29 protein-coding genes are annotated in these 25,586 nt (G+C 44.1%); 20 read left to right on the forward strand and 9 right to left on the reverse strand.

Features of this window, described 5'->3' with window-relative positions:
* The 8 genes from ACTF5U_RS00855 to ACTF5U_RS00890 form a co-directional block, all read left to right on the forward strand.
* The coding region (locus ACTF5U_RS00855) for an ATP-binding protein (RefSeq protein WP_438969736.1) at positions 1-1,192 on the forward strand (1,192 nt) is incomplete at its 5' end.
* Positions 1,189-1,518, forward strand: a complete 330-nt coding sequence (locus ACTF5U_RS00860; RefSeq protein ID WP_438969737.1) for a cupredoxin domain-containing protein — start codon at positions 1,189-1,191, stop codon at positions 1,516-1,518. The genes ACTF5U_RS00855 and ACTF5U_RS00860, both read left to right, overlap by 4 nt.
* A 4-nt stretch (positions 1,519-1,522) precedes the next feature.
* On the forward strand, positions 1,523-2,302 hold the full coding sequence (locus ACTF5U_RS00865) for an FTR1 family protein (protein WP_438969738.1): 780 nt from the start codon (positions 1,523-1,525) through the stop codon (positions 2,300-2,302).
* A 5-nt stretch (positions 2,303-2,307) separates the two neighbouring features.
* Positions 2,308-2,982, forward strand: coding sequence for a hypothetical protein (locus tag ACTF5U_RS00870; RefSeq protein WP_438969893.1), 675 nt, complete (start codon positions 2,308-2,310; stop codon positions 2,980-2,982).
* Between the two features lie 75 nt (positions 2,983-3,057).
* Positions 3,058-3,741 carry a methyltransferase domain-containing protein gene (locus ACTF5U_RS00875; protein WP_438969739.1) on the forward strand — a complete coding sequence of 228 codons (684 nt, stop codon included), beginning with the start codon at positions 3,058-3,060 and terminating at the stop codon, positions 3,739-3,741.
* The gene (locus tag ACTF5U_RS00880) at positions 3,738-4,817 is read left to right on the forward strand and encodes an efflux RND transporter periplasmic adaptor subunit (RefSeq protein WP_438969740.1); all 1,080 of its coding nucleotides are present in this window, start codon (positions 3,738-3,740) and stop codon (positions 4,815-4,817) included. Before ACTF5U_RS00875 ends, ACTF5U_RS00880 begins: the two co-directional genes overlap by 4 nt.
* A 3-nt stretch (positions 4,818-4,820) precedes the next feature.
* A complete protein-coding gene (locus tag ACTF5U_RS00885) occupies positions 4,821-7,892 on the forward strand; it encodes an efflux RND transporter permease subunit (protein WP_438969741.1) in 3,072 nt (1,023 codons plus the stop codon).
* Positions 7,889-8,200, forward strand: coding sequence for a DUF3240 family protein (locus ACTF5U_RS00890; RefSeq protein WP_438969742.1), 312 nt, complete (start codon positions 7,889-7,891; stop codon positions 8,198-8,200). Before ACTF5U_RS00885 ends, ACTF5U_RS00890 begins: the two co-directional genes overlap by 4 nt.
* 79 nt (positions 8,201-8,279) lie before the next feature.
* On the opposite strand, the gene ACTF5U_RS00895 is transcribed toward ACTF5U_RS00890, so the two are convergent.
* Positions 8,280-8,945: a transglutaminase-like cysteine peptidase gene (locus ACTF5U_RS00895; RefSeq protein ID WP_438969743.1), complete on the reverse strand. Its 666-nt coding sequence runs from the start codon at positions 8,943-8,945 to the stop codon at positions 8,280-8,282.
* Positions 8,946-8,957: 12 nt separating this feature from the next.
* Positions 8,958-10,856: a LapD/MoxY N-terminal periplasmic domain-containing protein gene (locus ACTF5U_RS00900; RefSeq protein ID WP_438969744.1), complete on the reverse strand. Its 1,899-nt coding sequence runs from the start codon at positions 10,854-10,856 to the stop codon at positions 8,958-8,960.
* Positions 10,857-11,071: 215 nt separating this feature from the next.
* Here ACTF5U_RS00900 and ACTF5U_RS00905 point away from each other — a divergent pair, with 215 nt between their 5' ends.
* Positions 11,072-11,992, forward strand: a complete 921-nt coding sequence (locus ACTF5U_RS00905) for an AEC family transporter (protein ID WP_438969745.1) — start codon at positions 11,072-11,074, stop codon at positions 11,990-11,992.
* On the opposite strand, the gene ACTF5U_RS00910 is transcribed toward ACTF5U_RS00905, so the two are convergent.
* Both ACTF5U_RS00910 and ACTF5U_RS00915 read right to left on the reverse strand, forming a co-directional pair.
* Positions 11,971-12,723: a competence/damage-inducible protein A gene (locus ACTF5U_RS00910; protein WP_438969746.1), complete on the reverse strand. Its 753-nt coding sequence runs from the start codon at positions 12,721-12,723 to the stop codon at positions 11,971-11,973. The two genes, ACTF5U_RS00905 and ACTF5U_RS00910, sit on opposite strands and share 22 nt — an antisense overlap.
* Complete coding sequence (locus ACTF5U_RS00915) at positions 12,723-13,121, reverse strand: group II truncated hemoglobin (protein WP_438969747.1); 399 nt, start codon at positions 13,119-13,121, stop codon at positions 12,723-12,725. The genes ACTF5U_RS00910 and ACTF5U_RS00915 overlap by 1 nt, the downstream gene beginning before the upstream one ends.
* A 131-nt stretch (positions 13,122-13,252) precedes the next feature.
* On the opposite strand from ACTF5U_RS00915, the gene fae reads away from it, so the two are divergent.
* The 5 genes from fae to ACTF5U_RS00940 all read left to right on the forward strand — a co-directional run bounded on the left by fae (position 13,253) and on the right by ACTF5U_RS00940 (position 17,873).
* Positions 13,253-13,801: a formaldehyde-activating enzyme gene (fae, locus tag ACTF5U_RS00920; protein ID WP_438969748.1), complete on the forward strand. Its 549-nt coding sequence runs from the start codon at positions 13,253-13,255 to the stop codon at positions 13,799-13,801.
* Between the two features lie 125 nt (positions 13,802-13,926).
* Complete coding sequence (locus tag ACTF5U_RS00925) at positions 13,927-14,454, forward strand: hypothetical protein (protein ID WP_438969749.1); 528 nt, start codon at positions 13,927-13,929, stop codon at positions 14,452-14,454.
* Positions 14,455-14,469: 15 nt separating this feature from the next.
* Positions 14,470-15,042, forward strand: a complete 573-nt coding sequence (locus tag ACTF5U_RS00930) for a LemA family protein (RefSeq protein WP_438969750.1) — start codon at positions 14,470-14,472, stop codon at positions 15,040-15,042.
* Positions 15,043-15,120: 78 nt separating this feature from the next.
* Complete coding sequence (locus tag ACTF5U_RS00935; protein ID WP_438969751.1) at positions 15,121-15,954, forward strand: GIDE domain-containing protein; 834 nt, start codon at positions 15,121-15,123, stop codon at positions 15,952-15,954.
* A complete protein-coding gene (locus tag ACTF5U_RS00940; protein WP_438969752.1) occupies positions 15,954-17,873 on the forward strand; it encodes an ATP-dependent DNA helicase in 1,920 nt (639 codons plus the stop codon). Before ACTF5U_RS00935 ends, ACTF5U_RS00940 begins: the two co-directional genes overlap by 1 nt.
* Here the strand turns inward: ACTF5U_RS00940 and ACTF5U_RS00945 are convergent.
* The 3 genes from ACTF5U_RS00945 to ACTF5U_RS00955 all read right to left on the reverse strand — a co-directional run bounded on the left by ACTF5U_RS00945 (position 17,870) and on the right by ACTF5U_RS00955 (position 19,279).
* Positions 17,870-18,241: a DUF2237 family protein gene (locus ACTF5U_RS00945; protein WP_438969894.1), complete on the reverse strand. Its 372-nt coding sequence runs from the start codon at positions 18,239-18,241 to the stop codon at positions 17,870-17,872. The genes ACTF5U_RS00940 and ACTF5U_RS00945 overlap by 4 nt on opposite strands.
* Before the next feature lie 5 nt (positions 18,242-18,246).
* A complete protein-coding gene (locus ACTF5U_RS00950; RefSeq protein WP_438969753.1) occupies positions 18,247-18,690 on the reverse strand; it encodes a ferritin-like domain-containing protein in 444 nt (147 codons plus the stop codon).
* 199 nt (positions 18,691-18,889) lie between these two features.
* Positions 18,890-19,279 (reverse strand): 4a-hydroxytetrahydrobiopterin dehydratase, encoded by a 390-nt coding sequence (locus ACTF5U_RS00955; protein WP_438969754.1) that lies wholly within the window; start codon positions 19,277-19,279, stop codon positions 18,890-18,892.
* A gap of 152 nt (positions 19,280-19,431) precedes the next feature.
* Here ACTF5U_RS00955 and ACTF5U_RS00960 point away from each other — a divergent pair, with 152 nt between their 5' ends.
* Positions 19,432-20,253, forward strand: a complete 822-nt coding sequence (locus ACTF5U_RS00960) for a DUF5677 domain-containing protein (RefSeq protein WP_438969755.1) — start codon at positions 19,432-19,434, stop codon at positions 20,251-20,253.
* Positions 20,254-20,762: 509 nt separating this feature from the next.
* On the opposite strand, the gene ACTF5U_RS00965 is transcribed toward ACTF5U_RS00960, so the two are convergent.
* Positions 20,763-21,650: a LysR family transcriptional regulator gene (locus tag ACTF5U_RS00965; RefSeq protein ID WP_438969756.1), complete on the reverse strand. Its 888-nt coding sequence runs from the start codon at positions 21,648-21,650 to the stop codon at positions 20,763-20,765.
* Between the two features lie 118 nt (positions 21,651-21,768).
* Here ACTF5U_RS00965 and ACTF5U_RS00970 point away from each other — a divergent pair, with 118 nt between their 5' ends.
* Together ACTF5U_RS00970 and ACTF5U_RS00975 are read left to right on the forward strand one after the other, a co-directional pair.
* Positions 21,769-22,485, forward strand: a complete 717-nt coding sequence (locus ACTF5U_RS00970) for an FMN-dependent NADH-azoreductase (protein WP_438969757.1) — start codon at positions 21,769-21,771, stop codon at positions 22,483-22,485.
* An 83-nt stretch (positions 22,486-22,568) separates the two neighbouring features.
* Positions 22,569-23,108: a carboxymuconolactone decarboxylase family protein gene (locus ACTF5U_RS00975; RefSeq protein ID WP_438969758.1), complete on the forward strand. Its 540-nt coding sequence runs from the start codon at positions 22,569-22,571 to the stop codon at positions 23,106-23,108.
* A 56-nt stretch (positions 23,109-23,164) separates the two neighbouring features.
* Here the strand turns inward: ACTF5U_RS00975 and ACTF5U_RS00980 are convergent, their stop codons facing one another.
* Positions 23,165-23,995: an AraC family transcriptional regulator gene (locus ACTF5U_RS00980; RefSeq protein ID WP_438969759.1), complete on the reverse strand. Its 831-nt coding sequence runs from the start codon at positions 23,993-23,995 to the stop codon at positions 23,165-23,167.
* A 340-nt stretch (positions 23,996-24,335) separates the two neighbouring features.
* Here ACTF5U_RS00980 and ACTF5U_RS00985 point away from each other — a divergent pair, with 340 nt between their 5' ends.
* From ACTF5U_RS00985 to ACTF5U_RS00995, 3 genes are read left to right on the forward strand one after another with little or no spacing between them, the layout of a single operon-like run.
* Entirely contained in the window at positions 24,336-24,812 is a 477-nt protein-coding gene (locus tag ACTF5U_RS00985; protein ID WP_438969760.1) for a YHS domain-containing (seleno)protein, read from the forward strand.
* A 54-nt stretch (positions 24,813-24,866) separates the two neighbouring features.
* Positions 24,867-25,184, forward strand: coding sequence for a thioredoxin family protein (locus ACTF5U_RS00990; protein ID WP_438969761.1), 318 nt, complete (start codon positions 24,867-24,869; stop codon positions 25,182-25,184).
* Between the two features lie 26 nt (positions 25,185-25,210).
* Positions 25,211-25,501 (forward strand): BufA1 family periplasmic bufferin-type metallophore, encoded by a 291-nt coding sequence (locus tag ACTF5U_RS00995; protein ID WP_438969762.1) that lies wholly within the window; start codon positions 25,211-25,213, stop codon positions 25,499-25,501.
* Positions 25,502-25,586: the final 85 nt, after the last annotated feature.

Genomic DNA, 25,586 nt, shown 5'->3' on the forward strand with positions numbered 1-25,586 from the left:
TGCCAGACTGATTGCTGCTTCCAATTCAGAGCAAACTGTGCAACAGACTAATGCGGCACAGCAAACACCCTATACCTATTTTCAGATTTGGGACAATGGGGGTAAACAGCTATTAACGCGATCGCAAAATGCGCCTGAGTCAGTAATCGGAGAGCTCGGTGAGGGCTTTCACGAAGTCAACTATGGCCGTTATAGGTGGCGTAACTTTGTCTTCCGTGATCAGCATCTGAATCGGTGGATTGTGGTAGCTGAAAGGATTGATATTCGCTATGTGCTGGCCGAAGAAGTTGTGCTGGAATCGCTATTACCAATTGTGATTGCGATACCGGTAGCTGCACTTATTATCTGGTTTGCAGTGGGCATTGGATTAAGGCCTCTGCGCCAATTTGCCATAGAGGTCAGGCATAAACGGGTTGATGATCTCAGCCCGATAGAACTTGATCGCGTGCCGCGCGAATTAACCACTTTGGTGAGTAATACCAATGCGTTGCTGGGAAGACTTGATGATGCTTTTCAGCGTGAACAACGCTTTGCATCCGATGCGGCTCACGAGCTCAGAACACCAATCAGCGTACTTAAAGTACATTTACATAACTTGCGAGACCGTTTAGGAGACCAGGATGGTGATATTACTTTGCTCAAAGCGGGTATTGAGAGAATGGGACATCTTGTCGAACAAATCCTGGCCCTCTATCGTTCATCACCAGATCAGGCTTCCGTTAAATTTGTCCAAGTGGATTTATATAAACTGGCACAGACTGTTATTGCCAATGATTTCCCACAGATTGAGCAAAAGCAGCAACAAATTGAGCTCAATGGTGAAAGTGCCAAGATTCGAGGGAATCAGTTCGCTTTGGAGACCTTGCTGCATAATCTTATTAGCAACGCCAATAAATACACACCTGAAGGCGGCAGTATTCAAGTTGTGGTCAAACGATTAGCTAACGGCGTTGATTTGATAGTAGAAGATTCAGGTCCTGGTATACCTCCTTCACAATACGAACGCGTTTTTGAACGCTTTTATCGTTTGCAGGGTGATCAAAATGACAGTGGTGAACTCGGTTGTGGTCTGGGGCTGACCATTGTTAAGCATATTGCTGATTTACATCATGCCACTATAAGTCTGTCCAGCGGTATAGAGGGTCAGGGACTGAGTGTTAATGTGAAATTTCCAGGAGATTTAGTCGTTTGAAACAGATTGTCAGTATTATTTCTTTGTTGCTGATGGCTGCAATGCCGGTCGTTCTGGCTGCCCCGCCTATTGTTGAGATCGAAATACGGGATCATTTGTTTTATCCCGACGAGGTTCGTATTCCTGCTGATACAAAGGTCAAGTTACTGGTGAAAAATCTCGATACCACGGCTGAAGAATTTGAGAGCTATGAGTTAAACCGAGAAAAGGTTATCGCCGGTGAGAGTGAAGCTATCATCTTTATCGGTCCATTACCGGCAGGTGAATACCCGTTTTTTGGTGAGTTTTTCCCGAAAACGGCTCAAGGCAGAGTCATTGTGGAGTGAGACTATGTTGCTAAACGCCGTCATTATGATTCTTCGAGAAGTGCTGGAAGCATCTTTGATAATCAGTGTTTTCCTGGCACTGAGTCAGCTATTCAAACGTCATCATTGGTGGATATTATTAGCGTTGGTTTTAGGATTCTGTGGCGCGTACATATACGCGGTTAACCTCAAAGAAATTTCTATGGCCTTTTCAGGAACCGGACAGGAAATTCTGAATGCGTCTTTGCACTTTATGATTTTTCTCAGTCTGCTGGTTTTTATGATCACCGTACCGCATCAGCAATTCATACGATGGCGAATGGCTAACCTTGTCACCATTGTGCTTGCAGTCGTGATTGCAATCATCCGTGAAGGCTCTGAGATTATTTTGTACATTAAAGGCTTTATTGGCATACCTGACTTATTAAACCCTGTTTTGATAGGAGGCACTGTAGGAGCGGGCATCGGACTCAGTGTGGGCGTGTTTTTCTATTACTCATTGGTCAATATGCGCGCTAGCTATGGTGTCTGGTTGGGTTACCTTATTCTGCTCCTAATCGGTGGGAGTATGGTCAGTCAGGCTGTTGAGTTTATGATTCAGGCTGATTACATATCAGCCTCAGCACCGCTTTGGAATAGCTCGGCACTAATCAGTGAACGCTCGGTTTTAGGCCAACTTATGTATGCCTTGATTGGTTATGAAGCCACGCCATCACCACAACAGGCAATAGCTTACTTCTCAAGTATCACGCTGTTACTCTCAGCAGCCTGTGTAAGTTTTCTGTTCAGAGGTAAATCATCTTGAAACGCATGACATTCGCTTTCATTCCCATGCTGCTTTCGCTGACTGCTGTGCAGGCTGATGGTCTAGCAATCGATAAAGTTTATCACCCCTATGTTCAGCCTATGGAGCGTGAGCTTGAATGGCGTATGCGCAGTGCTGATGGCGATTTCTTGCATAAACTTGGTTTGGGGCGTTCTGTGAACGATAGGCTGTTTGTCGAAGGTTATCTAATCGCTGAGGAAGAAGATGATAACTTTCATCTTCAAGCTTATGAGTTAGAAGCGAAACTGCAACTCACCGAACAGGGCGAATATGCCATAGATTGGGGTGTAGTGACTGAAATTGAAAAAGCGCATCATGCTGATGAATGGGAACTGGCAACCGGTTTACTTATGGAAAAACAGTGGGGCCGATGGATAGGCGCAGCTAACTTCTGGATTGAATATGAATGGGGGGACGATGTCGAGACTGAGTTTGAGACAGCATTGGCTGTGCAAAGTCGTTATCGATTGTCACCCGAGTTTGAACCGGCTATTGAATTTTATGCTGGAGAGAATACCAGAGCAATTGGTCCTGTAGCATTGGGCGATATACGGTTTGGTGCAGGAAAAAAACTACACTGGGAAACGGGTATGTTATTAGGCCTTGATGCCAAAACACCGGATATTACATTTCGCGTATTGACCGAGTATGAATTCTAAGTTTGGACGTTATTTAAGCTTAACTTAAGTAAATAAAATTATAGTCTGACCTACTCTCATCAGAACAGGTCAGACATGCAAACTTCGCAAACAGAAAAAACGCTGGAATTTTCCCACAAATACGACCATCAGCACGCACTGGCTTATTTCAAAAAGCACGCTGACGGATTTTGGCGTCGTCTCTCCAATTGGCGCGAGCAAGCTGTTGCACGAAAAGCGCTGAAAATAGCGGGGAAGCCTTCGTCCGTACTCGATTTACCCTGTGGTACAGGACGGTTCTGGGGAACACTGTCAGAGCAATCCAATCGAGAAATACACGCCTGTGATTACAGTGAAGAGATGTTGCAGACGGGACTCAACTACCGACCAGAAGAATGGGTGCAACGCATTCAGGCATTCCAGGGCTCTGCGTTTTCTATCCCTGTTGAGGATAACTTTGTAGAAAATCTGTTTTGTGTTCGTTTACTTCACCACATCGGTGATAGTCAGGACCGCATCAGCATTCTGAAAGAATTTCACCGCGTTGCCTCTGATAGTGTGATTGTCTCTTTATGGATCGGAGGTAATTACAAAGCATGGAAGAGAGGCCGTCTTGAGGCAAAACGAACAAGGCGTGATTATCAAAATCGATTTGTCATTTCTGCCGACACGATTGAAGCCGAATTTAGTCAAGCTGGTTTTCAGATAAAGGACCATATTGATTTTCTGCCGGGGCTATCAATGTGGCGTTTTTATGTTTTGGAAAAGGTGTCAGGATGAAATTACTCACCCTATTTTTATTATATGTGGGCTTTGCTCAATCAGCACCGCTTACGCTCTCTCAAGCACAACAGCAGAATCTGGGTGTTACATTTTTTGAGGCAGAGCAGGTCTCAACGCTTGCCACTCAACCTTATCCTGCACAAGTATCAATTCCAAATACCTCACGAGTCATTGTGCACAGTGCGCTGGGTGGAGTGGTCAAGACGATGCTCAAAGCTGAAGGCGATCCCGTTGAAAAAGGCGAGTTGATGGCTGACATTAACAGTCCACAGCTGATCCAACTGCAGAGTGATTATTTACAGAATTTAACCAGTTTGCAGCAAGCTGAGTCGGAGTTACAGCGAGATAAATTGTTGTTCGATGAGGGAATCATCGCTGAACGACGTTACCACGACACCCATATTCAGGCACAACAGGCCAGAAATAAGCTTGATGCAGTCGCTAAGCATCTTTCTATCATTGGTATGACACCTCATGCAATTAACAACTTAAAACGTGAACGTCAGTTGACTAGCTCTGTGAATGTGTTGGCTCCACAGAATGGTGTGGTCATGCGGCAATCCGCTGTTGCAGGTAAACGAATAAATGCCAGCGACACGTTGTATGAAATTGCCGATCTATCCCGTCTTTGGCTAGAGATCCATGTGCCTCTAAACATAGCCAGTAGTATTAGCCCTGGGCAAACTGTAAAAGTGTGCGATCGCGATGTTGAGGCAAATGTGCTTGTTGTAGGGCGACAAGTTCATGATATTGACCAGGGTGTCTTGGTCAGAGCTCAAGCGAATGCGAATACGGACAAACTCACCCCCGGTGAGGTTATTTCTGTGTGCTTTATTGAGGCCACCTCGGCTCAACTTTATAAATTACCGTATTCGGCATTACTGAGGCTCAATAATCAGCAACCCTATATCTTCGTCAGCACTGACAAGGGCGTGGATTTGCTCGCTGTTGAGATAATCAGTACTGATGATGAAACCGTGATTGTAAAAGTAAATAAACAAACTTTAGGCCAAGTGGTGACCGAGGGTGTTTCATCTCTGAAGGCCGCATGGTTAGCGGAAAATGGTGAATAAACAATGGATTGGTTAATTCGTTTTTCTCTCAGTCAAAGATTATTGATTGTTCTTTTTGTGATTGTATTAAGTGGCTTTGGCTGGAGAGCGTTTAATATGACTCCGATTGATGCGTTCCCTGACGTATCGACATCACAAGTCAAAATCATTCTAAAAGCCCCAGGTATGACGCCTGAAGAGGTTGAAACAAGAATCACTGCCTTAGTTGAGGTAGAAATGCTGGGTATCCCCAAACAACAAATGCTTCGTTCAGTGGTGAAATATGGCTTAACGGATATTACGGTCGACTTTGAAGAAGGCACTGATATCTATTGGGCAAGACAGCAGGTTTCTGAACGATTAGCCGCGATTAGAGATAGCTTGCCTGACGGACTACAGGGCGGCCTGGCACCGATGACAACACCACTGGGTGAAATGTTTATGTTTACGATAAACAGTAATCAATTGAACCTGATGGAAAAGCGGGAATTGCTGGATTGGGTGATTCGTCCTGCATTGAGAAGTGTTGAGGGTGTTGCAGACGTGAATGCTTTAGGTGGTGTCGTAAAAACGTTTGAGGTTATTCCCGACCTTGAACGAATGACAGCGGCCAATATCTCACTCCTCGACATTGAAACGGCTTTGGCCAATAACAACCGTAATGATGGTTCAGGACGTGTTAATGACGGTGAGGAAGTGTTGTTAGTTCGTGCTGAAGGCAGCTTAACCAGTTTGGAGGATATAGAGCAAATAATCGTCAAACCGGATTTGGTTGAGCCTGTCAGATTGACAGAAGTCGCAAATATTAAACTAGGGGCTTTAACCCGAAATGGCGCTGTAACGGCTGATGGAGAAGGTGAGGCGGTACAGGGTCTGGTGTTGGGGCTTCGGGGAGCTAATGCTAAAACCGTTGTTAAGGGTATTGAAAACCGTCTCGAATCATTACAAAGTTCTTTACCCGCTGATGTAACAATCGACGTATTTTATAATCGGGGTGATCTTGTATCCGATGCTATTGGAAGTGTGCAAAAGGCGTTGTTTGAGGCGGTCGTTCTCGTCGTTATCTTCTTAATACTTTTCCTCGGTAATCTACGGGCAGCTATTACTGTAGCCCTTGTCTTGCCTTTGTCAGCGATGGTCACATTCATACTGATGCGACAATTTGATTTATCTGCCAATCTAATGAGTCTGGGCGGTTTAACTATCGCCATTGGTATGTTGGTGGATGCCGCCGTGGTAGTGGTTGAAAATATTGTTTCTCAACTGGCAGATAAGCAACGCACAGCTGTGATGCCCAGACTTCATATTATTTATCGTGCTGTTAAGGGTGTTGCAGTGCCCGTAAGTTCGGGGATTGCGATCATTATTATCGTGTTCCTGCCGCTTCTTACATTGCAAGGATTGGAAGGTAAGTTATTTATTCCCGTTGCCTTGACGATCGTGTTTGCTCTGGCTGGCTCTCTGTTACTTTCATTAACTGTAATTCCAGTTCTGGCCTCATTTTTACTGAAAAAAGTTTCTCATGAAGAACCATGGTTACCCAGAAAACTTAAGTTGGCTTATCAACCTGTACTGGAGTGGTCTTTGGCACATGGCAAGATTGTGGTTTCGATTGCGCTAGCTTTACTTGTTATCACTTTTGTCTTGTTCGGCCAAATTGGTAAGACATTTATGCCGGTCATGGACGAAGGCGATTTGATTGTTCAACTTGAAAAGTTGCCCTCTATTACCCTGGAAGAATCCGTTGATATGGATTTGAGAGTGCAAGAGGCGTTAATTAAAAACGTAGCGGATATTGATGGCATTGTTGCCAGAGTAGGTTCCGATGAATTGGGGCTGGATCCCATGGGGCTCAATGAAACCGACATGTTCATGGTACTCAAGCCTCGACAAAAATGGGTTAGTCCGGATAAAGAAGCCTTAAAACAGTCCATAAGAGAGGTGTTGGAACAGTTCCCGGGGCTTAATTTCGGCTTCACTCAACCTATCGAAATGCGCGTGTCAGAGATGTTGACGGGGGTAAGAGGCGATCTTGCTATCAAACTGTTTGGTGATGATGGTGAAAAATTGAACAAAATGGCAAAAGATATTGTTCAGGTTGTCTCAACCATATCGGGTGCTGAAGATGTGATTACCAGTCAAACGCAGGGGGCACAGTATTATCAGATAAAGCTTGATCCATTAGCGTTGGGTCGGCTCGGTCTGGATGTAGAGCAGGTACTCCCACAATTAAGAATGCTGATCGAGGGTAAGCAGGCCGGTATTATTTACCAGTCTGCGAGACGTTATCCATTGATTATCAAAGGTGATGAAAGTCTGCAAAAAACAAGCTCATCTATTGCAAATGCACGCTTAGTGATTGATGACAATCGTATTGTGAGTGTTTCGGATATAGCTCAATTGACACGTGTACAAGGTCCTGTATCGATTAAACGTGAATTGGGTAAGAGAATGTCCGTTGTCGTTGTCAACGTAGGTGACCGTGATTTGGTCAGTTTTGTTGAAGAAGCAAAACAAAAAATTGCTCAAGAGATTGATTTGCCTAGTGGCTATAGCTTGTCCTGGGGCGGTCAGTTTGAAAATCAACAGCGTGCTGCGAAGCGTTTAATGCTGGTTATACCGGTTGCATTAGCATTAATATTTTTACTGCTCTTTTCAACCTTTTCTTCATTCCGGCAGGCATTGTTGGTAATGAGTAATGTGCCATTCGCCCTGGTGGGTGGTGTAACAGCTTTGTGGCTGACAGGTGAATATATGTCCGTTCCGGCCTCGGTCGGATTCATTGCTTTATTGGGTATCGCTGTGTTGAATGGCGTTGTAATGGTGACCTTCTTTAATGACTTACTGGCCAGAGGTATGCCGCTTTATGATGTGGTTCGTAATGGCGCTTTAAGAAGGCTCAGACCGGTGATGATGACAGCCACGATAGCGGCGTTTGGCTTAGTTCCGCTCCTTTTTGCAACCGGTCCGGGCTCGGAAATTCAGCGACCTTTAGCCATTGTTGTAATCGGCGGTCTTGTGAGTGCCACATTACTTACATTGTTGTTATTACCCCTGTTATTTGAGCGGTTTGGTGTTAAAAAGGAGACGGCATGAAACAGTTACTGGGGTTAATTGTTCGTCCTAACCTTGAAGAGGCGATGGGGGACTGGTTGTTAATGCACCCCAAAGTCAGCGGCGTTACATTACAGAAAGCAGAAGGTTATGGCAGCCATCATGTGCTTTCTGTAAGCGAACAGGTGAAGGGCGGTCAAACACAACGTCTGTTTTGGGTTGAAGTGAGCTCAGATGATGTTGATGCGATGTTGCAGGAATTAAAACAGGAATTTGTGAATGCGCCGATTCATTACTGGCTACTTCCCCTCACAAGCTATGGCAGTCTGGCGGATTATTCACCTGACTGAGAGCCATAGTCGATTAGTTGGTTAAAATCAGGCTTTGGGCTTTGGTGAGCTTTTTTTGATGTTTTAAATTTAATAAATCTTAATCCAAAGCCTGTTCGCGCATTCTTTTTTCTAAATCGTTCCAATGTGAGAGTTTGCTGGCTTTACCTACCCTTTGGCCTTCACCACGCGATTTTGCTAACCACAAGCCTTCACCATTAAAACTGTAAACAGGAACCAAATCATTGCGTTGACTGGCTGGTTTAATGTCAATAATGAGGTTGTCCAATACAAGCGGTACTGAGCGTTTTGTTTCGAAATAGGTCAGAACCATGTGTGCCTGATCAATTTCAATGGCTTTAACGTAGGTTATCCGCAACTTATCTTCGTCAACACCGAGCTCTTTTAAGGTGAAATATTTTGCTATGGAATAGTCTTCGCAGTCACCGGCACCAACCGATAACATTTCCAATGGTGTAGCCCAATAGTCATTTTTCTTCCATAAGGCAATATCATCGATAAACAACACATTTGAGTTGAAAAACGTATTGACCAGTTCCAGTTTTTCTTTTTCACTTAAGGCGTGATTGGCAGGGTTTTCCAGTAATTCTTGCCAGCCTTCAACACGTTTTCGGGCAAACTTATTGTATTGCGTTTCAACATTTTTCAGTAACCGCTCTGTGATGTTGAACTCTGCCATGATCGGCAGAGACAACAATAGGCATAAGCTAAGGAAAAAAAGCATCAAATGGCGAGAAAAGGGCATATTTCTGCTCGGTTATCGGCTGATACCGTACAATCCCGCATCTTTTACAAACGCAAAGTCATCTTCAGCTTTTACCGCTTCAGCCAGAACTTTTATTTCCAATAAGCTCGCTACTTCCTGAATAATTTCCACAAAATCAGGCTTATTGACATTGTCTTTAATATTTTCAGTCACATCTCGAGCGAGTCGAATGTAGTTGATATGCATCTCACGCAACAGATCCGTCGCGATGACATCAGATGAGTAGCGTTTGAGCAGAGTGGTTGCACCCAAGTTTTCAACGAAACTACTGAAGCTGGCAAAAGCAGCAAGATCTTTAGCGGCCGCATAAGCTGTGACAGAAAATGCCAGAAGGTTATTAGGCAGTGGAGATTGTTCCATGCGTGCTTCCAGCCAGCGTTGAAATTCGATTGAAGCCACTGAAGCCAGAGATAAATTGATTGTCACAGGAACAGTTTGATCTTCCTGTTCCATTTTGTGAATAATTTTATTCACGATACATCTATCCAGCATTTCAGCCAGATTAAACTCTTGTGCCATGGAGAAAAAGGTACCAATTGGGAGTGTTCTGCCACCATTGTCTTTGACAACAGCAAACGCTTCCTGCATAACTTTTACAGGTTCAGCACCACTGTAATTAAAGGCTTCCGCTGTGAAAGTGATTTCCGGTGTGTTGTTATCGATAGCTTCGGTGATAGCCACTTTCCAATCCTGCTCGGCCATTGAGCTGATCGAGTCTTGTTTAATGAAGTAAGCATTATGCCCAATCGCCCTTGCTTGTTCGTAAGCCTCTACCAGGGCTGGCATTAAGCGATCAAACTCACTGGCCCTATCAAAATAGACTATCCCTGTATGGACCATATCGTTGATCTCATATTGTTGACCCAGCTCTGTAATATCGTGCTTGAGTTTCTCAGCTAAAACTGTGACTGACTTCACATCGGTATGTGGGCACAACAAGGCGAACTCAGAACCATATAAGCGATAGGTGGCCCCTGCTTCTGGAGAAGATTGGCTCAGTGTCTCAGCCAGGGCACGCAGTAGTTCATCGACTATCTGATTACCTTTGTCTTTACTGATTTCGGCCAGATCATCAATTTTGATATAAATTACATAGCCGGTACTTCCAATGGACAACTCCTGTTTAACATCCTCGTTGAAGGTGTCCAGGTTGAATAATTTTGTTAGCACATCACGTTTGAGACTGTCATTGAGTGAGTCTAAGCGGCCATTCAGGCGGGCGATTGTGTCGCCAATTTTCTTCGACATGCTATTCATCGATGTCGCTACCTGTCTGACTTCACGTGTCCAGGGCAGCTTACTGATAGTGGTAAAATGCCCCCCAGAAATTTCATTTGCCTGCTTCTGTATGTCTTTTAGTGGCTGTAGGGTCAATCGTAGTACCAGCATTAACAACGTGAAAGCTGCCAGAAATATAATGAGCGAATAAAGCAAGGTCTCTTTGACCTGTTCATAAAGTTTCAGATAGGCGTAGGCCGGGTTACTGCTAACATAGATTGTTCCGGCAATATTCCAGCCTGAACTGATTTCAGATACCGCGGTAGCCGGTTTCATTGGCAGTAATTTGATAATCCAGTCGGGCACACCTTCCATCTGAACCGGGTTGGTTAACTTGACCAGGTTTTCACCATCAACATTCTCCAGCCGCATTTCGTTGTAATACCCCATGTCGAAGATGGCATTCATCATTGTCTGCAGAATAGGATCGTGTTCATCTGCCATATACGGGCTTAATGATAGGCCAAGAGACGTGGCTGTATTCTGTACGTGGATTTCAGACTCAACTTCCAGATAGTTGCGGATATTGTTCGTGCTCAGGAAAAAACTGACTGAAAAAACAATCAGGAAAATTAAACTGATAAGAAACAACAGTTGCTTGGACAAAGACATAATGATTTCCCTCGAAACAGACCCATGCCTGACATTGATAGGTTACCTGATGATAATCTTCTAAGGCGATTGTTTTCAGGTAACTTATTAGTAAATGCATTCACAATACCCTCAGCCGCAAGAGCAGGCAAGAAGCGCTGTAAACAGATAGGTAATGCTTTTGTTTTAGTGATGCGATTGCTAGGATCGTTTTTTATCTCCTTAGGAAGCATTACATGTTGATTACCATGATGCAGATGGGGCTTTTAATCGCTTTTGGCGCTGTCTGGCAATTACTTGCTCCTAAGCATATTCCGGCATTAGCGCATCGTCGGGCGCTAACAGACTTAGTTTTCTATATTCTATTACCCGCGCTGGTTCTCGATGTGATTTGGGAAGCGCCGATAGATATAACTTCCATGAAAATATCACTGATCGCATTGTCAGGTCTGGCCTCGTCAGCCATTTTAATGTGGTTAGTTTTGCGCTTTTATTCAACCACCCAGCCGCAAAAAGGGGCGTTGATGTTGGCGGCTGTTTTTCCTAATGCCACTTATCTGGGCTTACCTGTCACCAATCAGGTTTTAGGCAGTTGGAGTAACTCAGTAGTACTTCAGTTTGATTTATTTGCCTGTACCCCGGTACTGATGACGATAGGGATTTTGATGGCGCATCATTTCGGCGCGAATGAGCGTTCTGTCAACCCACTGCGTGAACTGACACGCGTACCACCTCTGTGGGCGGTGGCGATGGCGATGCTGTTGAATACGCTTGATGTGCCTCGGCCTGAGATTGTGCATAACACCTTAGCCACATTGTCTGGCGCTGTTGTGCCTTTAATGTTGATTGCGCTGGGAATGAGTATCCGTTGGGATACAATGCGATTTCGATTTTTACCTTATCTATTACCGGTCAGTGTGATTTCACTGATTATTGCACCGGTTATTTCATTTTTCGTTAGTCAGGGGCTTGCCGTACCGGAACACATCACTACCGCTGTGGTATTGCTGTCTGCAATGCCCACAATGATTTTTGGCATCGTGATTTGTGAACGGTATCAACTGGATAGTGGTATTTATGCCGCGGCAGTCTTTTTAACCACGCTGTTGAGTGTTTTCTCGTTAAGCGTGTGGTTTCAGTTATTACCCTCAGTGTGATCGGTCCATTCAAACCCCAGTTGTTCGATGGCTTTAATCATCAATGCCATTGCTTGTTCAATGTCGGCCTCATCGCCACGCAGACTCAGTTCTATATAAGGTACATCACCAAGATGAGGCAAGCTGGACAGCAACAGGCCGGGAAAAGAATCCACAATATTATTCATGGTGTCGAGTAAATCGGATTCTCGACCTTTAGTGATGGTGATAATCCTTTCAGACCGTGGTTTCAGATCACGCAGCGTGTGATAGTGATTATCCAGCACCCATTCAATCATTGGCCACGCCATTTCAGGGAAGCCCGGCATGAAATGATGGTCATCGAAGCTAAAACCGGGCACACGATTAATAGCATTGGGGATGATACGACTTCCCTCCGGTAGATGCCCCATCAGAATGCGGTTTGGATAGGCACTCTCACCAAATTGTGACTCTATTTCTCTGACCGCATCAGGGTGCGGTATCAGCGCCACATTTTTCACCAGGGCCACAGTCTGTCGTGTGCGATCATCTGGCGTTGCCCCGATGCCACCAAAACTGAATACCAGGTCATCAGAGCTCATAGAGAAACGCATAACACGTTCAAGTTGTTCCGGATCGTCGCCGACGATCATCGTCCAGCTTAATTCCAGACCGCGATCAGAGAGAACCGATTGCAATTGTTTGAAGTGTCTATCCTGGCGTTTGCCACTCAGGATTTCATCGCCGATAATGAGTGCCCCGATTTTCATTATGCGGTTTGTTCCTGACGATTGCGCATAAAATCAGCTGTTTGAACAAACGAGGACATCAGCTGCTCTGCAAATAGGGTATCGAGATTCATGGTTTTTAGCGCTTGTGCCATGCAATAAAGCCATTGATCGCGTTCTTCGATGCCAATAGGGAAAGGCAGATGTCTGGCACGTAAACGCGGATGGCCGTAGAGATCGGTATACAGTGGTGGCCCGCCTAACCAGCCTGTCAGAAACAGATACAGTTTTTCCTCACTGAGGCTGATGTCTTCTGGATGCAGGCCGCGGATTAATTGCGTCTGCGGTGTCTCACACATAATTTTATAAAAGGTGTTGCACAAGGTTCTGACGCCTTCCTCACCACCAATTCGCTCGTAGGGTGTTGCTATATCTGCCATCGTATTATCTTGGATTAAAACTCTAGTTTAACGTGCTTGTTGTGACCATGAAAGTGAATCAAGGTTGCGACTCGGGACTCAGACACGGATAATTGTGCGGTCTTTTTAGCAATCCTGGAGGATTAAATCCTATGAGCGATAAAATTATTATGCGTACCGGTGAAGCACTGGTCGGTGGTGGCCCAGCTTTTACTGCAGCAGAGCCTGAAGTTGTAATCGGTGAATTAGACGGTCCATTTGGTACGGCCTTTGCCAACCTGATGGGTGATCAAGTACAAGGCCACTCTCGTGTTCTTGCGTTGATGAACACGGATATGCAAGTTCGTCCAGCCACTTTGATGGTATCGAAAGTGACTGTTAAGAAAACAGCCTATACCAACATTCTGATGGGTACAGTTCAAGGCGCTATTGCAAATGGTGTTCTGGATGCCGTTCGCAACGGTACTATCCCTAAAGAAAAAGCGAACGATCTGGGTATCATCGTTTCTGTATGGTTGAACCCAAGTATCACAACAGTTGAAGATTTAGATCATGAAGCCTTGTTCAATATTCACCGTGAAGCGACTACCCGTGCTATCGAAAAAGCGATGAACAATGAACCAAGCATTGATTACTTGCTGGAAAACCAAGAAAAACTGGTTCACAAGTACTACCAGAAAGAATTAGATGCAAAAGCATAAAAAACATGCAACTCAATGAGTTAACTGTGGTCAATTAGTAAGAGGATTGATTCACAGCCTCAAAATTTAACGGTCTATTCACTATTCGTGGGTAGACCGTTTTTTTTGCCATGTATAATGAAGCCATGACAGATTCCGCCCAGCCAGATATGGATATTTATTCCCTAGAAAAACTGATGCACGAGACCAGACAGCTGGCCGCCCGTTATCGTCAGACAACCGGGAGTACTTTACCTGTCACCAGTGAAATTGCGCGTTTCGATGCCGCACGTGCTCTGGATTTAGACTTGATTGACGATCCGAATAGTCATATTGATGCAATCGGCCGTAGCGGTGAACGTGAACAAAAACGAGTCATCATCAAAGGACGAGCAATTTTTGAGAGTACGCGTGCCAGCCCTCGTATCGGTCAAATCAATCCTGAACAAGAGTGGGATATAGTGGTTCTGGTCTTGTTTGATGAAAATTATGACGTTGATGAGATCTTCGAAGCCAGCCGTGAAGAAATTACCGATGCTTTAGACAACAAACGTGACAGTAATCGAAAAAAACGTGGTGCCATGTCGATTGCTCAGTTTAAAATCATTGGACAACGCGTCTGGAGTCGGGAAAACGGCCCAGAGCAGGAAGTATGGGATAACCAAAACAACTGAGCATAAGGAGTGGCTATGAGTGTAGGTGGATTTATTTTCTGGGGGCTTGTTGCTGTTTTACTGGTCTATATTGTTGTTATTTACAATAATCTGGTCAGTCTGAAACACAACGTTAGCAAAGCTTGGTCCAATATTGATGTATTACTCAAACAGCGCCATGACGAATTACCTAAGTTAGTTGAAACCTGTCGTCAGTACATGCAATACGAGCAGGAAACCTTAGAGAAAGTGATGTTAGCCCGCTCATCTGTCGCCAGTGCACAGCAACAAGGTGATGTCGCCCAATTGGGGCAGGCAGAAGGCGCTTTGCGCCTGGGGCTCGGCAGTTTGTTTGCTGTAGCAGAGGATTATCCTGACTTGAAAGCGGATGAGACGTTTCAACATCTTCAGGCGAGAATTACCGGACTGGAAAATGCGATCGCCGATCGACGTGAATTTTATAACGAAAGCGTTAACATTAATAATGTTCGGATCGAACAGTTCCCGGATGTCATCATTGCACGTTTTTTCAAATTCAAAGCCTTCACATTGCTGGAATTTTCAGATCAGGAAACGGCTGACGTTAATCTGCGAAGCTTGTTTGAATAATCAATGCAGGAAATGTTGGCAGGCTTAGGCCAAGAACTTAGACAGCTCAGCAGCACAGAGTTTGGGATAGGATTTACGGTGTTTGCTTTAATTTCTGTCTACGCTTTTTGGCAAATGGTTAGTTGGTATCAGCATGCGAGACTGATTCAGAATATTCCCACCGCAAGGATACGTTCGGCCCCGCAAGGGTACATTGAATTAATCGGCACAGCCAAAATGATGGAAGGGCCAGCGATCGTTTCACCATTATCCGGTACACGCTGTACCTGGTATTACTACAAAATCGAAGAAAAGGTACGTGACTACGATAGGAAAGGGCGGGCTCGTTCGCGCTGGCGCTTAGTTAAAGAACACACCAGTGATGAAGTTTTTTTGCTTGAAGATGAAACTGGTGAGTGTGCAATCGATCCGGATGATGCCCGGGTCATTACCCGAGATACACGGGTCTGGCATAAGCGTGACATCATACCGCCCAGACGCTATACAGAGCGGACAATTCTCGAGGGTGAGCCACTTTATGCGATGGGGTTATTTAAAAGTGTGGCAAGCGTTGAAGATCAGACTATTCGTCAACAAGTTAGCCTCAAGCTTCGAGAGTGGAAAAACGACCCAAACTTGATGCTGGATCGCTATGATGCAGATCAAGATGGTGAAATAAGCGTTAATGAATGGCAACAGGCACGTGTTGATGCGTCGAATGTGGTGAAAAGAGCGATAGGACAACGTGCCAAAATGAAACAATTGAGCATATTGCGTCAAAGCCCTCACAAGACTCAGCCTTATATCATTTCTACCGTTTCGGAAGATAAGTTAATCGCACGTTATCATTATCGCGCATTAGCTGCCATGTTAGGCTTTCTGACTTTGGGAACGTTTCTGGTCTGGGCTATGAATCAACGCTTGGTAGCATAATGCAAACTGATATCGAAAACATTTTTGCCGATGGTGGGCTCCTTTCTCAGCATGTAGAAAATTATAGTGCCCGTACTCAGCAAATCGAAATGGCAGAAAAAGTCAGTGACGCGCTCGCTCATAATGAAGTGCTTATAGCTGAGGCGGGTACGGGGACCGGGAAAACATTCGCTTATCTGGCACCGGCGATGCTCTCCGGACAAAAGGTGTTCATATCAACTGGTACTAAAAACTTACAAGATCAATTATTTAAGAAAGACTTGCCGAAATTACGTGAAGTATTGTCTGTACCGCTCAAGACCGCTTTATTGAAAGGTCGCAGTAATTATTTATGCCATCACCGACTGGGATTGGCTGAATCAGAGCCCGGTGCCATTCATCAACAACACACACTACAGACACTGCGTGAATGGATCGGTAAAACACCCTCAGGTGATCTCAGCGAAACAGATTTGCTTGAAGAGCAGTCGCCGCTGTGGCCGAAAGTAACATCAACGATTGATAACTGTCTGGGCCAGCAATGCCCTGAATACGATGAATGCTTTATTGTTGAAGCCAGGCGAAAAGCACAAGAAGCCGATATCGTTATTATCAATCATCATTTGCTGATGTCGGATATGGCATTAAAAGCATCTGGGCAGGGCGAGGTATTGCCTGATGCAGATGCCTTCATTATAGACGAAGCACACCAGTTACCTGCTATTGCGACCCAATTTCTGGGGCATCGTGTCAGCAGTCATCAAATTCAGGAACTCAGTCGTGACAGTATCCGTGAAATGGAACAAGATGCGACAGACATGAATGATATTCGGCAGGCAGCTGAAAAAGTAGAAAACCGCCTGCACCAATTTAAGCTGACGCTGGGGGATAAAGAGCAACGTATACCCTGGTATCAGGTGTTGCAGCAGCAGACATCTACCCAAGATAAGCTGGATAGTCTGATTAGCGCGATAGAAGTATTGGAGCAAAGCCTGGAACCTGCGGCAGAACGGGGCAGGGGACTTGAGCAGTGTCATCAGCGCTGTCAGGAATTGATTAAGAAACTGAGTGTATTCAGTGATAATGAGGCAGATGAAAACCTGATTTTATGGTTGGATGTGCGTGGTTCCAGTTTTATTTTACATGCCACGCCACAGGAAATAAGTCAGCACTTTCAGCAATGGATTGCTGATAAGCCCAGTGGCTGGGTGTTCACCTCAGCAACGTTAACGGTGGCAGGAAAATTCAATAACTTCATTCAACAACTGGGTATTGACGATCCAGTAACAGTGAGTTGGCAGAGTCCTTTTGACTACGCCAGACAGAGTTTATTGTACATGCCACCGGTGCCTGTTGAACCCTCCAACACGGCTTACAACAGTCATATTGCAGTGATTGCGAAATCCGTGATTGAACATAGTCAGGGGCGGATATTCCTATTATTTACCAGTTACAGGGCTTTACACGAAGTTGCTGATGCGCTGCAAGACATGGATTATCCCATTCTTGTGCAAGGTACAGGAGCAAAAAGTCAGCTTCTAGCCGAGTTCAGAGAGCATGGAAACGCCGTGTTGCTTGGCACAAACAGCTTCTGGGAAGGTGTGGATGTGCGTGGTGAAGCTTTATCGTGCGTGTTAATTGATAAAATTCCGTTCGCTTCGCCGGGGGACCCGGTGCTGGAAGCCAGAATTAATCACCTAAGAGAGCGGGGTGGTAATCCTTTCCGTTCAATACAGATACCGACCGCGGTGATTCAGTTAAAGCAAGGGATTGGGCGCTTAATTCGTGATACCCGTGATTCTGGCGTGCTAGTCTTGTGCGACCCGCGATTTTTAAGCAAACCTTATGGCAAAGTCTTTATGCGTAGTCTGCCACCGATGCCGATCACTCAGGAACTGGATGATGTTGCGGCTTTTTTTGCTCTGAAAGCCGCGGTCTAGTTAAGATCCGCGGCATATTCCTTGAGTAGTTCAAGAGGAATAATTTCGGTAGCACGCTGGTGTGTTCCTGCCAGATAGACTCTCGGTGCCATATCGTGTTCGTAAGCTTCAAGCCAACGTTGTGCACATAAACACCAGCGATCACCTTCTTTCAGGCCCGGGAAGCCAAAATCTTCAATGGGTGATGACAAATCATTGCCTCGGAAACGTGAATATTCCAGAAACGCCTGGTTTACCTGAACACAAACCGTATGTTGACCGTAATCGCCATCACTTGTATTGCAACAACCATCGCGATAGAAACCAGTCAGGGGCTCTTCGCTACATGTTTCCAGCTTTTCACCAAAAACGTTTAATGATTCATCAATATCCATTATTCACCTGGCTTACGTAACATTTTTCGAACTTCTCCGACATGCATTTCTTCCTGAGCAATTTTTTGGCGTGCATATTCCTCAAGCATGACATTTTTACCTTCTACCAAGCCTAACAAGTCATAGTATTTGTCGATAGCTAACTGTTCGTGGGCCAGCGATTCGTGGAGTATGGCACCGATGTCATGGTTATGGGTTTCCAGCAAAGGTCCGATGCCCAATGAAGGATGATAGCCGAGATGGGTGATGAGTTCACCTGCTTCAGTCGCATGTTGAAGTGATTCATCCGCTTGACTTCGCATCCAGGAAACAATGGGAATACGGCCATAACCATAGACCATTAGCGAATAATGCGTATAACGTACAACACCGGCCAGTTCCGTTTCCAAGATTTGATTCAGCAGGGAAATTGCCTTGTCTATATCAAAAGTTTTGTTCGTCATGAGATACCTCCATAGCTAGTTTATATCTAGCTTAACGTTCACTTTTTCATATTGATAACCAGGAACCTTTTGAGTAAACCAGTCCCTTTGTTTAAGTTCATTTGTTGACTGCACCTGCTGGTGTGTTCACTTTGCGCTCTGCATTTATACCAATTTGGTTAAGGAATTAAGCAATACTATATTGAACTTGTTTTGCTCGTTATGACTTATCGTATTTTATGTATTTAAAGCGTGGGTCATCGGGTGTACCTGTTAAGGCACCCTCTTCGAGACCTGGTTGCCATGAGACAACTTCTTCTATTTTTTGAGCTAATTCGAAGTCTTTATCGGTAATGCCTTTGGCCGCGTGGTTTGTTAGCTTTACGATAACAAAGGCATAAGAGACGGTCAGATCGGGATGGTGGAAAGCTGCTTCAGCGAGGTGACCTACGGTGTTAACCACCATTAATGTACTTTTCCAGCTACTGGTTTTGTATTTACGGCGAATCCAACCATTCTCCAGATACCAGTGGGGGAGTGTCTCTTTTAACCGTGTTTCAACTTCAGTATCGGTATAGGTTTTTTCCTTACCATCTTCTCGCCAGCTCATACTTACTCTCCTTTTAATTAGTCAGTGTACGCCCAGTTAGACATATTTAAATATCAGTGTCAAAGCGTTGTAAATGAGATGGGGTCTAGTTGTATCAGTGAGCTGAAAGAGTAATATATTAAAAAGACAGTTGAAAAAAGAAAGGAGTAGATATGAATGATATAGCCAGCTTTAAAGATGTTGGTTTTCTATCTGAACAATGTTGTAACGGTGATTTTGCGACGGAGATTAAACAAAGTAGCCATTACATCGCCTGTAAAGACCTGAACAAGCTGGGTCAAACTGTCCTGAACCGCTGCCTGATTCATCCAGATGATGAAAAAGAAGTGTATCTGACATTGCATTTTCAGCGGATGCTGTCACATTTTCAATCAATCATAATCATGTCTGAGCGTGGGATGACGCACCAGGTTGAGGTTATGTCTCGCTGCATGCTGGAGTTATTATTTAATCTGGCAGCATATCACCTAAATGCTGATCTTCTCGAAGCCATGACCGTTGGTGATGATGATAAGAGAAGGGAAGTCCTGATCAAATTACTGAATCAGCAAAATGATGAACATTCACTTACAGAACCCGAATTAGCCTATCTGAGAGGCATCATTGACAGTGCCGATAAAATTGATCGTGGCGATTTCCATGTTTTCATGAAAGCTGAACTCGCAGGACTGATAAATGAATACCGAACGACATATCAGTTGTTAAGTGAAAGTGTGCACAGCTCATGGCATTCATTGCATGCTGATCTCGAAATAGATGACCGTGATGATTCCATTGTTGGTATCAACACAAAAGCAGAACATCAGGATCGTCTTTCTACATTAATGTTATCGGCAGCCGATTATTTGGTATCCGGTATTGAAATCATGATTAAGATTCACCATCAAGATGAACAATCCGATGATGTGCAAAATATCAAAGACCAACTAAAAAACGTCTGGCAACACAATACGGTAAAAGTCTCTCACCGTTAATTTCCAAATTTAACTTCTAGCTGCTCTGATACATGAACTTCGCTCAGATTTTAAAATCTGAGCGGGGTAGTTCTGTTTTTCTTAAATCTTTATGTAAATGCTCACATACCATTTTAGTATTGTTAGTTAATAGTTAATTTAACATAATATATATTATACGAACTTATATAAACGATAAAAAAGGGCTGAAATTAAGCTCACTCTGTGCTCTTCAACTGTTCTGATAATAACTGTTATGACAAATAGATAATTATTAGCTGAGATGTAGTTCAGAATTTAAAATCTGTGCATGTTGCTCTTGTTTCAGATAGCTGAATGACAAATTTCAAGTTCAATGACTACACACTCGTCACGACTTGATGTTACTTTCATTCCCAGTAAACTAACTCCTTTTCGGATTAATAAGTACGTCCATGCCGAAAAACTGTTAGTAAAGTCGTCTGCTATCACAGGTTTCAAATTCTGAACCTTAAGCGTCAGTCTCGTTTTGTATAATCTGTCAGCGATTATTAGTTATAAGCCAATGCTTCAGATAATTGTTGCTTCAGCCATGTTACAAAAAACTCAATATTGGATTGCATGCTAGGTGTTCGCGAATTTGCGCTTACCAGATAATATTTAAGGCCTTCGACTGAATGTGTGTCGGGTAATCTTACCAGCCATTCATTCTGGACATAGTCATCAACAAGAATGTCGCTCACAAATGCCACACCCCGTCCTGATATAGCCGCCTGAATAACATGGTTTTCTTGATCATAACTTTCTGTTCTCTGTGCCAGATAGCTGTTTTCTACCATACAACCGGTGAAGTCGATATTCGGCAGCGCTTTATTTTTCCATCTTGTTGTAATGACTGGAATAGTATTACCGCTTAAACCTGCTATATATGCTTTAGAAGCATATAAGCCCATACTCTCGGTAACTAAAACTGTGGTATTTTCAGTGTTATCAATGTCTTTAGCATAGCGAATGGCTAAATCAATATTCTGGCTGGAATTCATGTCGACAATATCGTCGGAAGTGATAATCGAAACCTTGATATCAGCGTTCAGTTCATGGAACTCAGCCAGCTTGGGTACCAGCCACATGGAGGCAAAAGCGACTGTTGTGGTTAAATTGATTTGTTTATCTTCACTGCAGATGTCATCCACAGTCTGTGACAGCTCAGCAAATAACCGTTGACTGACGTCAGCCAGCTGTTGCCCCTTTTCTGTCAGTTTAATCTCTCTGGTCAGGCGTATGAACAACGCTTGCCCTAATACGTCTTCGAGCTTTCTCATTTGATGCGAAACCGCTGTGGGCGTGATATGAAGCTCAGTTGCCGTAGCTTTAAAGCTTTTCAGGTGGGCTGCTCTGGTAAAGGTATAGAGCATGTTCAGGTTGGGGATTCTGGTCATCGTTTAATCTACACATGAGTAATATTCATCCATATGAAAGATAATATCATTTGTAAAACAATAAGATAAGAATAAATATAGTTTCTGAAATTCATCATAAATGAACTAGGAGACGAACATGACCGTATTACTCATTGAAGCAAGTGCCAGACCCCTTGATGTTAAGGAAACTTCACATTCTTCCCTATCCCGAACTTTGGCACGTGAATTCATCAAAAAATTGAATGACTATTCACCTGAAGAAGAAATCATTTACCGTGATGTGGGTGAGTCTCCCCCGGCGTTCATCAGTCATGAGTGGATTGGTGCGGTCTTCACCCCTGAAAACAAGCGAACTGAACAACAAAAACAGTTACTCAGTCTATCTGACACGCTTATCGACGAGCTGGCACGGGCTGATCTTGTAGTTATCTCCACACCGATGTACAACTACGGGATGCCGGCGGCACTCAAGGCCTGGTTTGATCAAGTCGTCAGAGTCAATAAAACATTCACTTTTGATCTTGCCCGGGGTGACTTTCCACTGGAACCTACATTGTTAGGAAAAACATTAGTTTTGATCACTTCAGCAGGAGAATTCGGTTTCTTTCAAGGAGGCATCCGTCATGAGATGAATCACTTGGGCCCTCACATAAAGGTGTTGTCGAAGTATCTTGGCGTCCAAACATTCTATGAGATTAGTAGTGAGTACCAGGAGTTTAATGATATCCGACATCAGAATTCCTATGCTAATGCACTGAGAAAAATTCACTTTCTGGCTAGAGAGCTAGCTGATGGGAACAACCCTAATACTCTCATAGAAAACACGCTGAAGACGATCGGACAACAAGTCTAGACGTTCTTCGTCCTGTAGATTGCTGAGAACTTTAATCTTGGTCATCCCTTTGGGGACATATATTTCATATCAGGAGATCTACAATGACCGAGTTCCATTTACACAGCTATGACAGCGCACCTGAGCAAAGCAAGCCATTACTAGAGAAATCCAAGGCGGCATTTGGCAGCATACCTAACCTGCATGCGGTTATGGCAGAAGCACCTTCTGCTCTCGCCGCTTATCAGGAATTGCATAACCTGTTTTTGAACACCTCCCTGACAGATGAGGAAAAAACTGTTATCTGGCAAGCTATCAATGTCGCGCATGAGTGTCATTACTGCATTCCGGCTCACAGTCTGATCGCCCATGTCATGAACGTGCCAAGCGCTTTGAATCAAGCTCTGATTGAACAGGCTCCCTTGCCTAATCGTCGTCTGGAAGTGCTGCGGAAAATCACTCTGGAGATCGTTCGTAACCGTGGGCACATTACATCATCAACGTTAGAAAACTTTTTTGGCGAAGGCTATACAAAGCAAAACTTGCTGGAAATCATAGTCGGCGTGGCGCAGAAAGTAATGAGTAATTACACCAACCATATTGCCGACACCCCCATTGATAAACGTTTCAAGGAATTTGTCTAAACCACTTCAGCACGGGAGCCTCGGCTTCCGTGTATTTCTTGTAACTCTATACATTCCTAGGGCTGTAAGTAACTTTTCAACCAGGCGCTGGGTGATAGACCCGTTTTCCTCTTGAAGGCTTTTGATAATGCAGAACTGTTCTCATAACCAACTTCATTAGCAACAACTGAAACAGGTTTGCCTTTTTTTAATTCACTTTGAGCAACAGATATACGCCAGTCAATCAGGTAATCACCGGGTGTTTGTCCGACTACCCTTCTGAACTCATCAGCAAATTTTGATCTAGACATAAATGCAAGTTGACTCATCGAGTCCAGTGTCCATGCTTCCCCGGGTGATTTATGAAGCTCAATAATTACCTTGGCTAATTGCTTGTTCGCGAGTCCTGCCAATAAGCCTTGATAGCCAGAGTCTTGACTCATGATATTGCGGAGCAAGTGAACAATAACAATCTCTATTAACCGATCCATCAGCAGTTGTTTGCCATCCCGATGATGAAATGCTTCATCAAATAGCCCATTAACTGATGCTTCTACGTATTGATCATCTTCAAATGACAGCGTGACCATATTGGGTAAAGCATTAGTTAGTGGGTTGCTTGTATCGGCACCATATTTTATCGATGCACAAACTATAGTTGCGTTATCACTTTCTTTAGCTCTGAGCCGGTGAACGTTAGGCTTGGGGAAGAATATCAATGACGGTTTATCCAATGTCACCACTTCACCGTTTTCAGCTATTACATCGATCCGCCCGGATGATAGAAGGTGAATATGCCCTTCTCTCTGTTCTGTACCATCAAAGTGTGCAAGGCCACACATTTCACCACTAAAAAACACCCCTGCAGTGACGGATAACCGATTCAATATAAGTGACAGCTTGTCCATATTAATTCTTGGATGATTGGATAAATAACCCGGACGATCATAGCTCAGATAGCCTCCCCTCGCTATTAAAGTATCAACCGTGCGCTCGAAACAATTAATGACTGACTGGCAAACTCACTAATGATAGTTGGCCAGCCATTAAGACATTTAACGATGCGGCACTAGTGTCATTGTGAACGTGATTATTTCAATTTACGTAATAGTTTATTGATCAGTCGACCTATTATTTTCTGTAACCAAACAAGAAATAATTAAGTCGCTGATTGGTAAAACGTCAGCATCCGTAAAAACACAGTAACTCGTTCAGCAATGATAAATACACATTTAGGAGATATGAATCATGTTAAAGAAAATTTTCACCACTACCGCAGCTGCCGTTGCTTTGAGTCTATCTGCAGCATCATTTGCAGCAGATATTGATATGAACGCAAATGGTAATGATTTGGCGATTCAGGGCTATGACCCTGTTGCTTATTTCACTCAGGAAGCACCAACCAAAGGCTCCAGTGACTACACTGCAACCTATAAAAATGCGATTTACCAGTTCAGTAGTGAACAAAATCGTGACTTATTTCAAGCTAGCCCGGCCAAGTATGCACCTCAGTTTGGTGGTTTTTGTGCCTTTGGTGTTACCAAAGGAAGAAAGTTTGATACGGATCCCACAGCATGGCGTGTCGTCGACGGCAAGCTATACCTGAACCTGAATAAAGATGTCCAAAAAGTTTGGCTCGAAGATGTACCTGGTTACATCACTGATGCCAATCAAACATGGCCAACCATTAAATCATTCACCGATTCGGCGCTTGAAACCTTTTAAACACAAAGCCCCAGACGACATTGGTTTGATGGGGCATATTTTCGGAGTCCAACAATGAAGCAAATAAAAACACTAGATGATTTTGAGACTGAAAAACAACAGCATGAATTTTTGCTGTTGAAAATATCAGCATCCTGGTGTGAGCCTTGCCGCCGTTTTGCGCCGGTGATCGAGTCGGTATCAGAAGCACGTAATGACGTGTCTGTTGCTGAGATCGATGTGGATACACTTCCAAACGTACGGGAAGTATTCAAGGTGCGTTCAGTGCCAACATTGATCATGCTGAAAAATGGTTCACAAATCGATTCGCTGGTTGGTTCAGCCCCCCGCGATAACGTTAACGCGTGGATTGACCACGCTATTCAAGCTTAAACAACTTATATAAGAGGAATTTAAAAATGAACAACAATGCCATTATTGCTGCTGCTATTGCGGCGACAGTTTCACTTAGTTTTATTGCTCCTATGAATGCTCATGCTGCTAGTAAGGAGAAATGTTATGGCGTAGCCAAAGCTGGACAAAACGATTGTGCCAACCTGGCTGGTACCCACTCATGTGCAGCACAATCAAAAGTCGATAATGATCCCGGTGAGTGGAAACTTGTGCCTGCTGGTACCTGTACTGACTTGGGTGGTTATTCTAAAGCTGATGCCGAAGCGCTTTTGAGCAACACGCCAGAAGCTCTTTGAGCTTTTAAATGGAAAAGTACTGATGTTAATTAACGAAGCTATGGAGGCAGCGATGATTCAAGTTGGCGTAGGCTTACGATCGACG

It is taken from the genome of Methylophaga sp., from assembly GCF_965655755.1.
GTDB lineage: Bacteria > Pseudomonadota > Gammaproteobacteria > Nitrosococcales > Methylophagaceae > Methylophaga.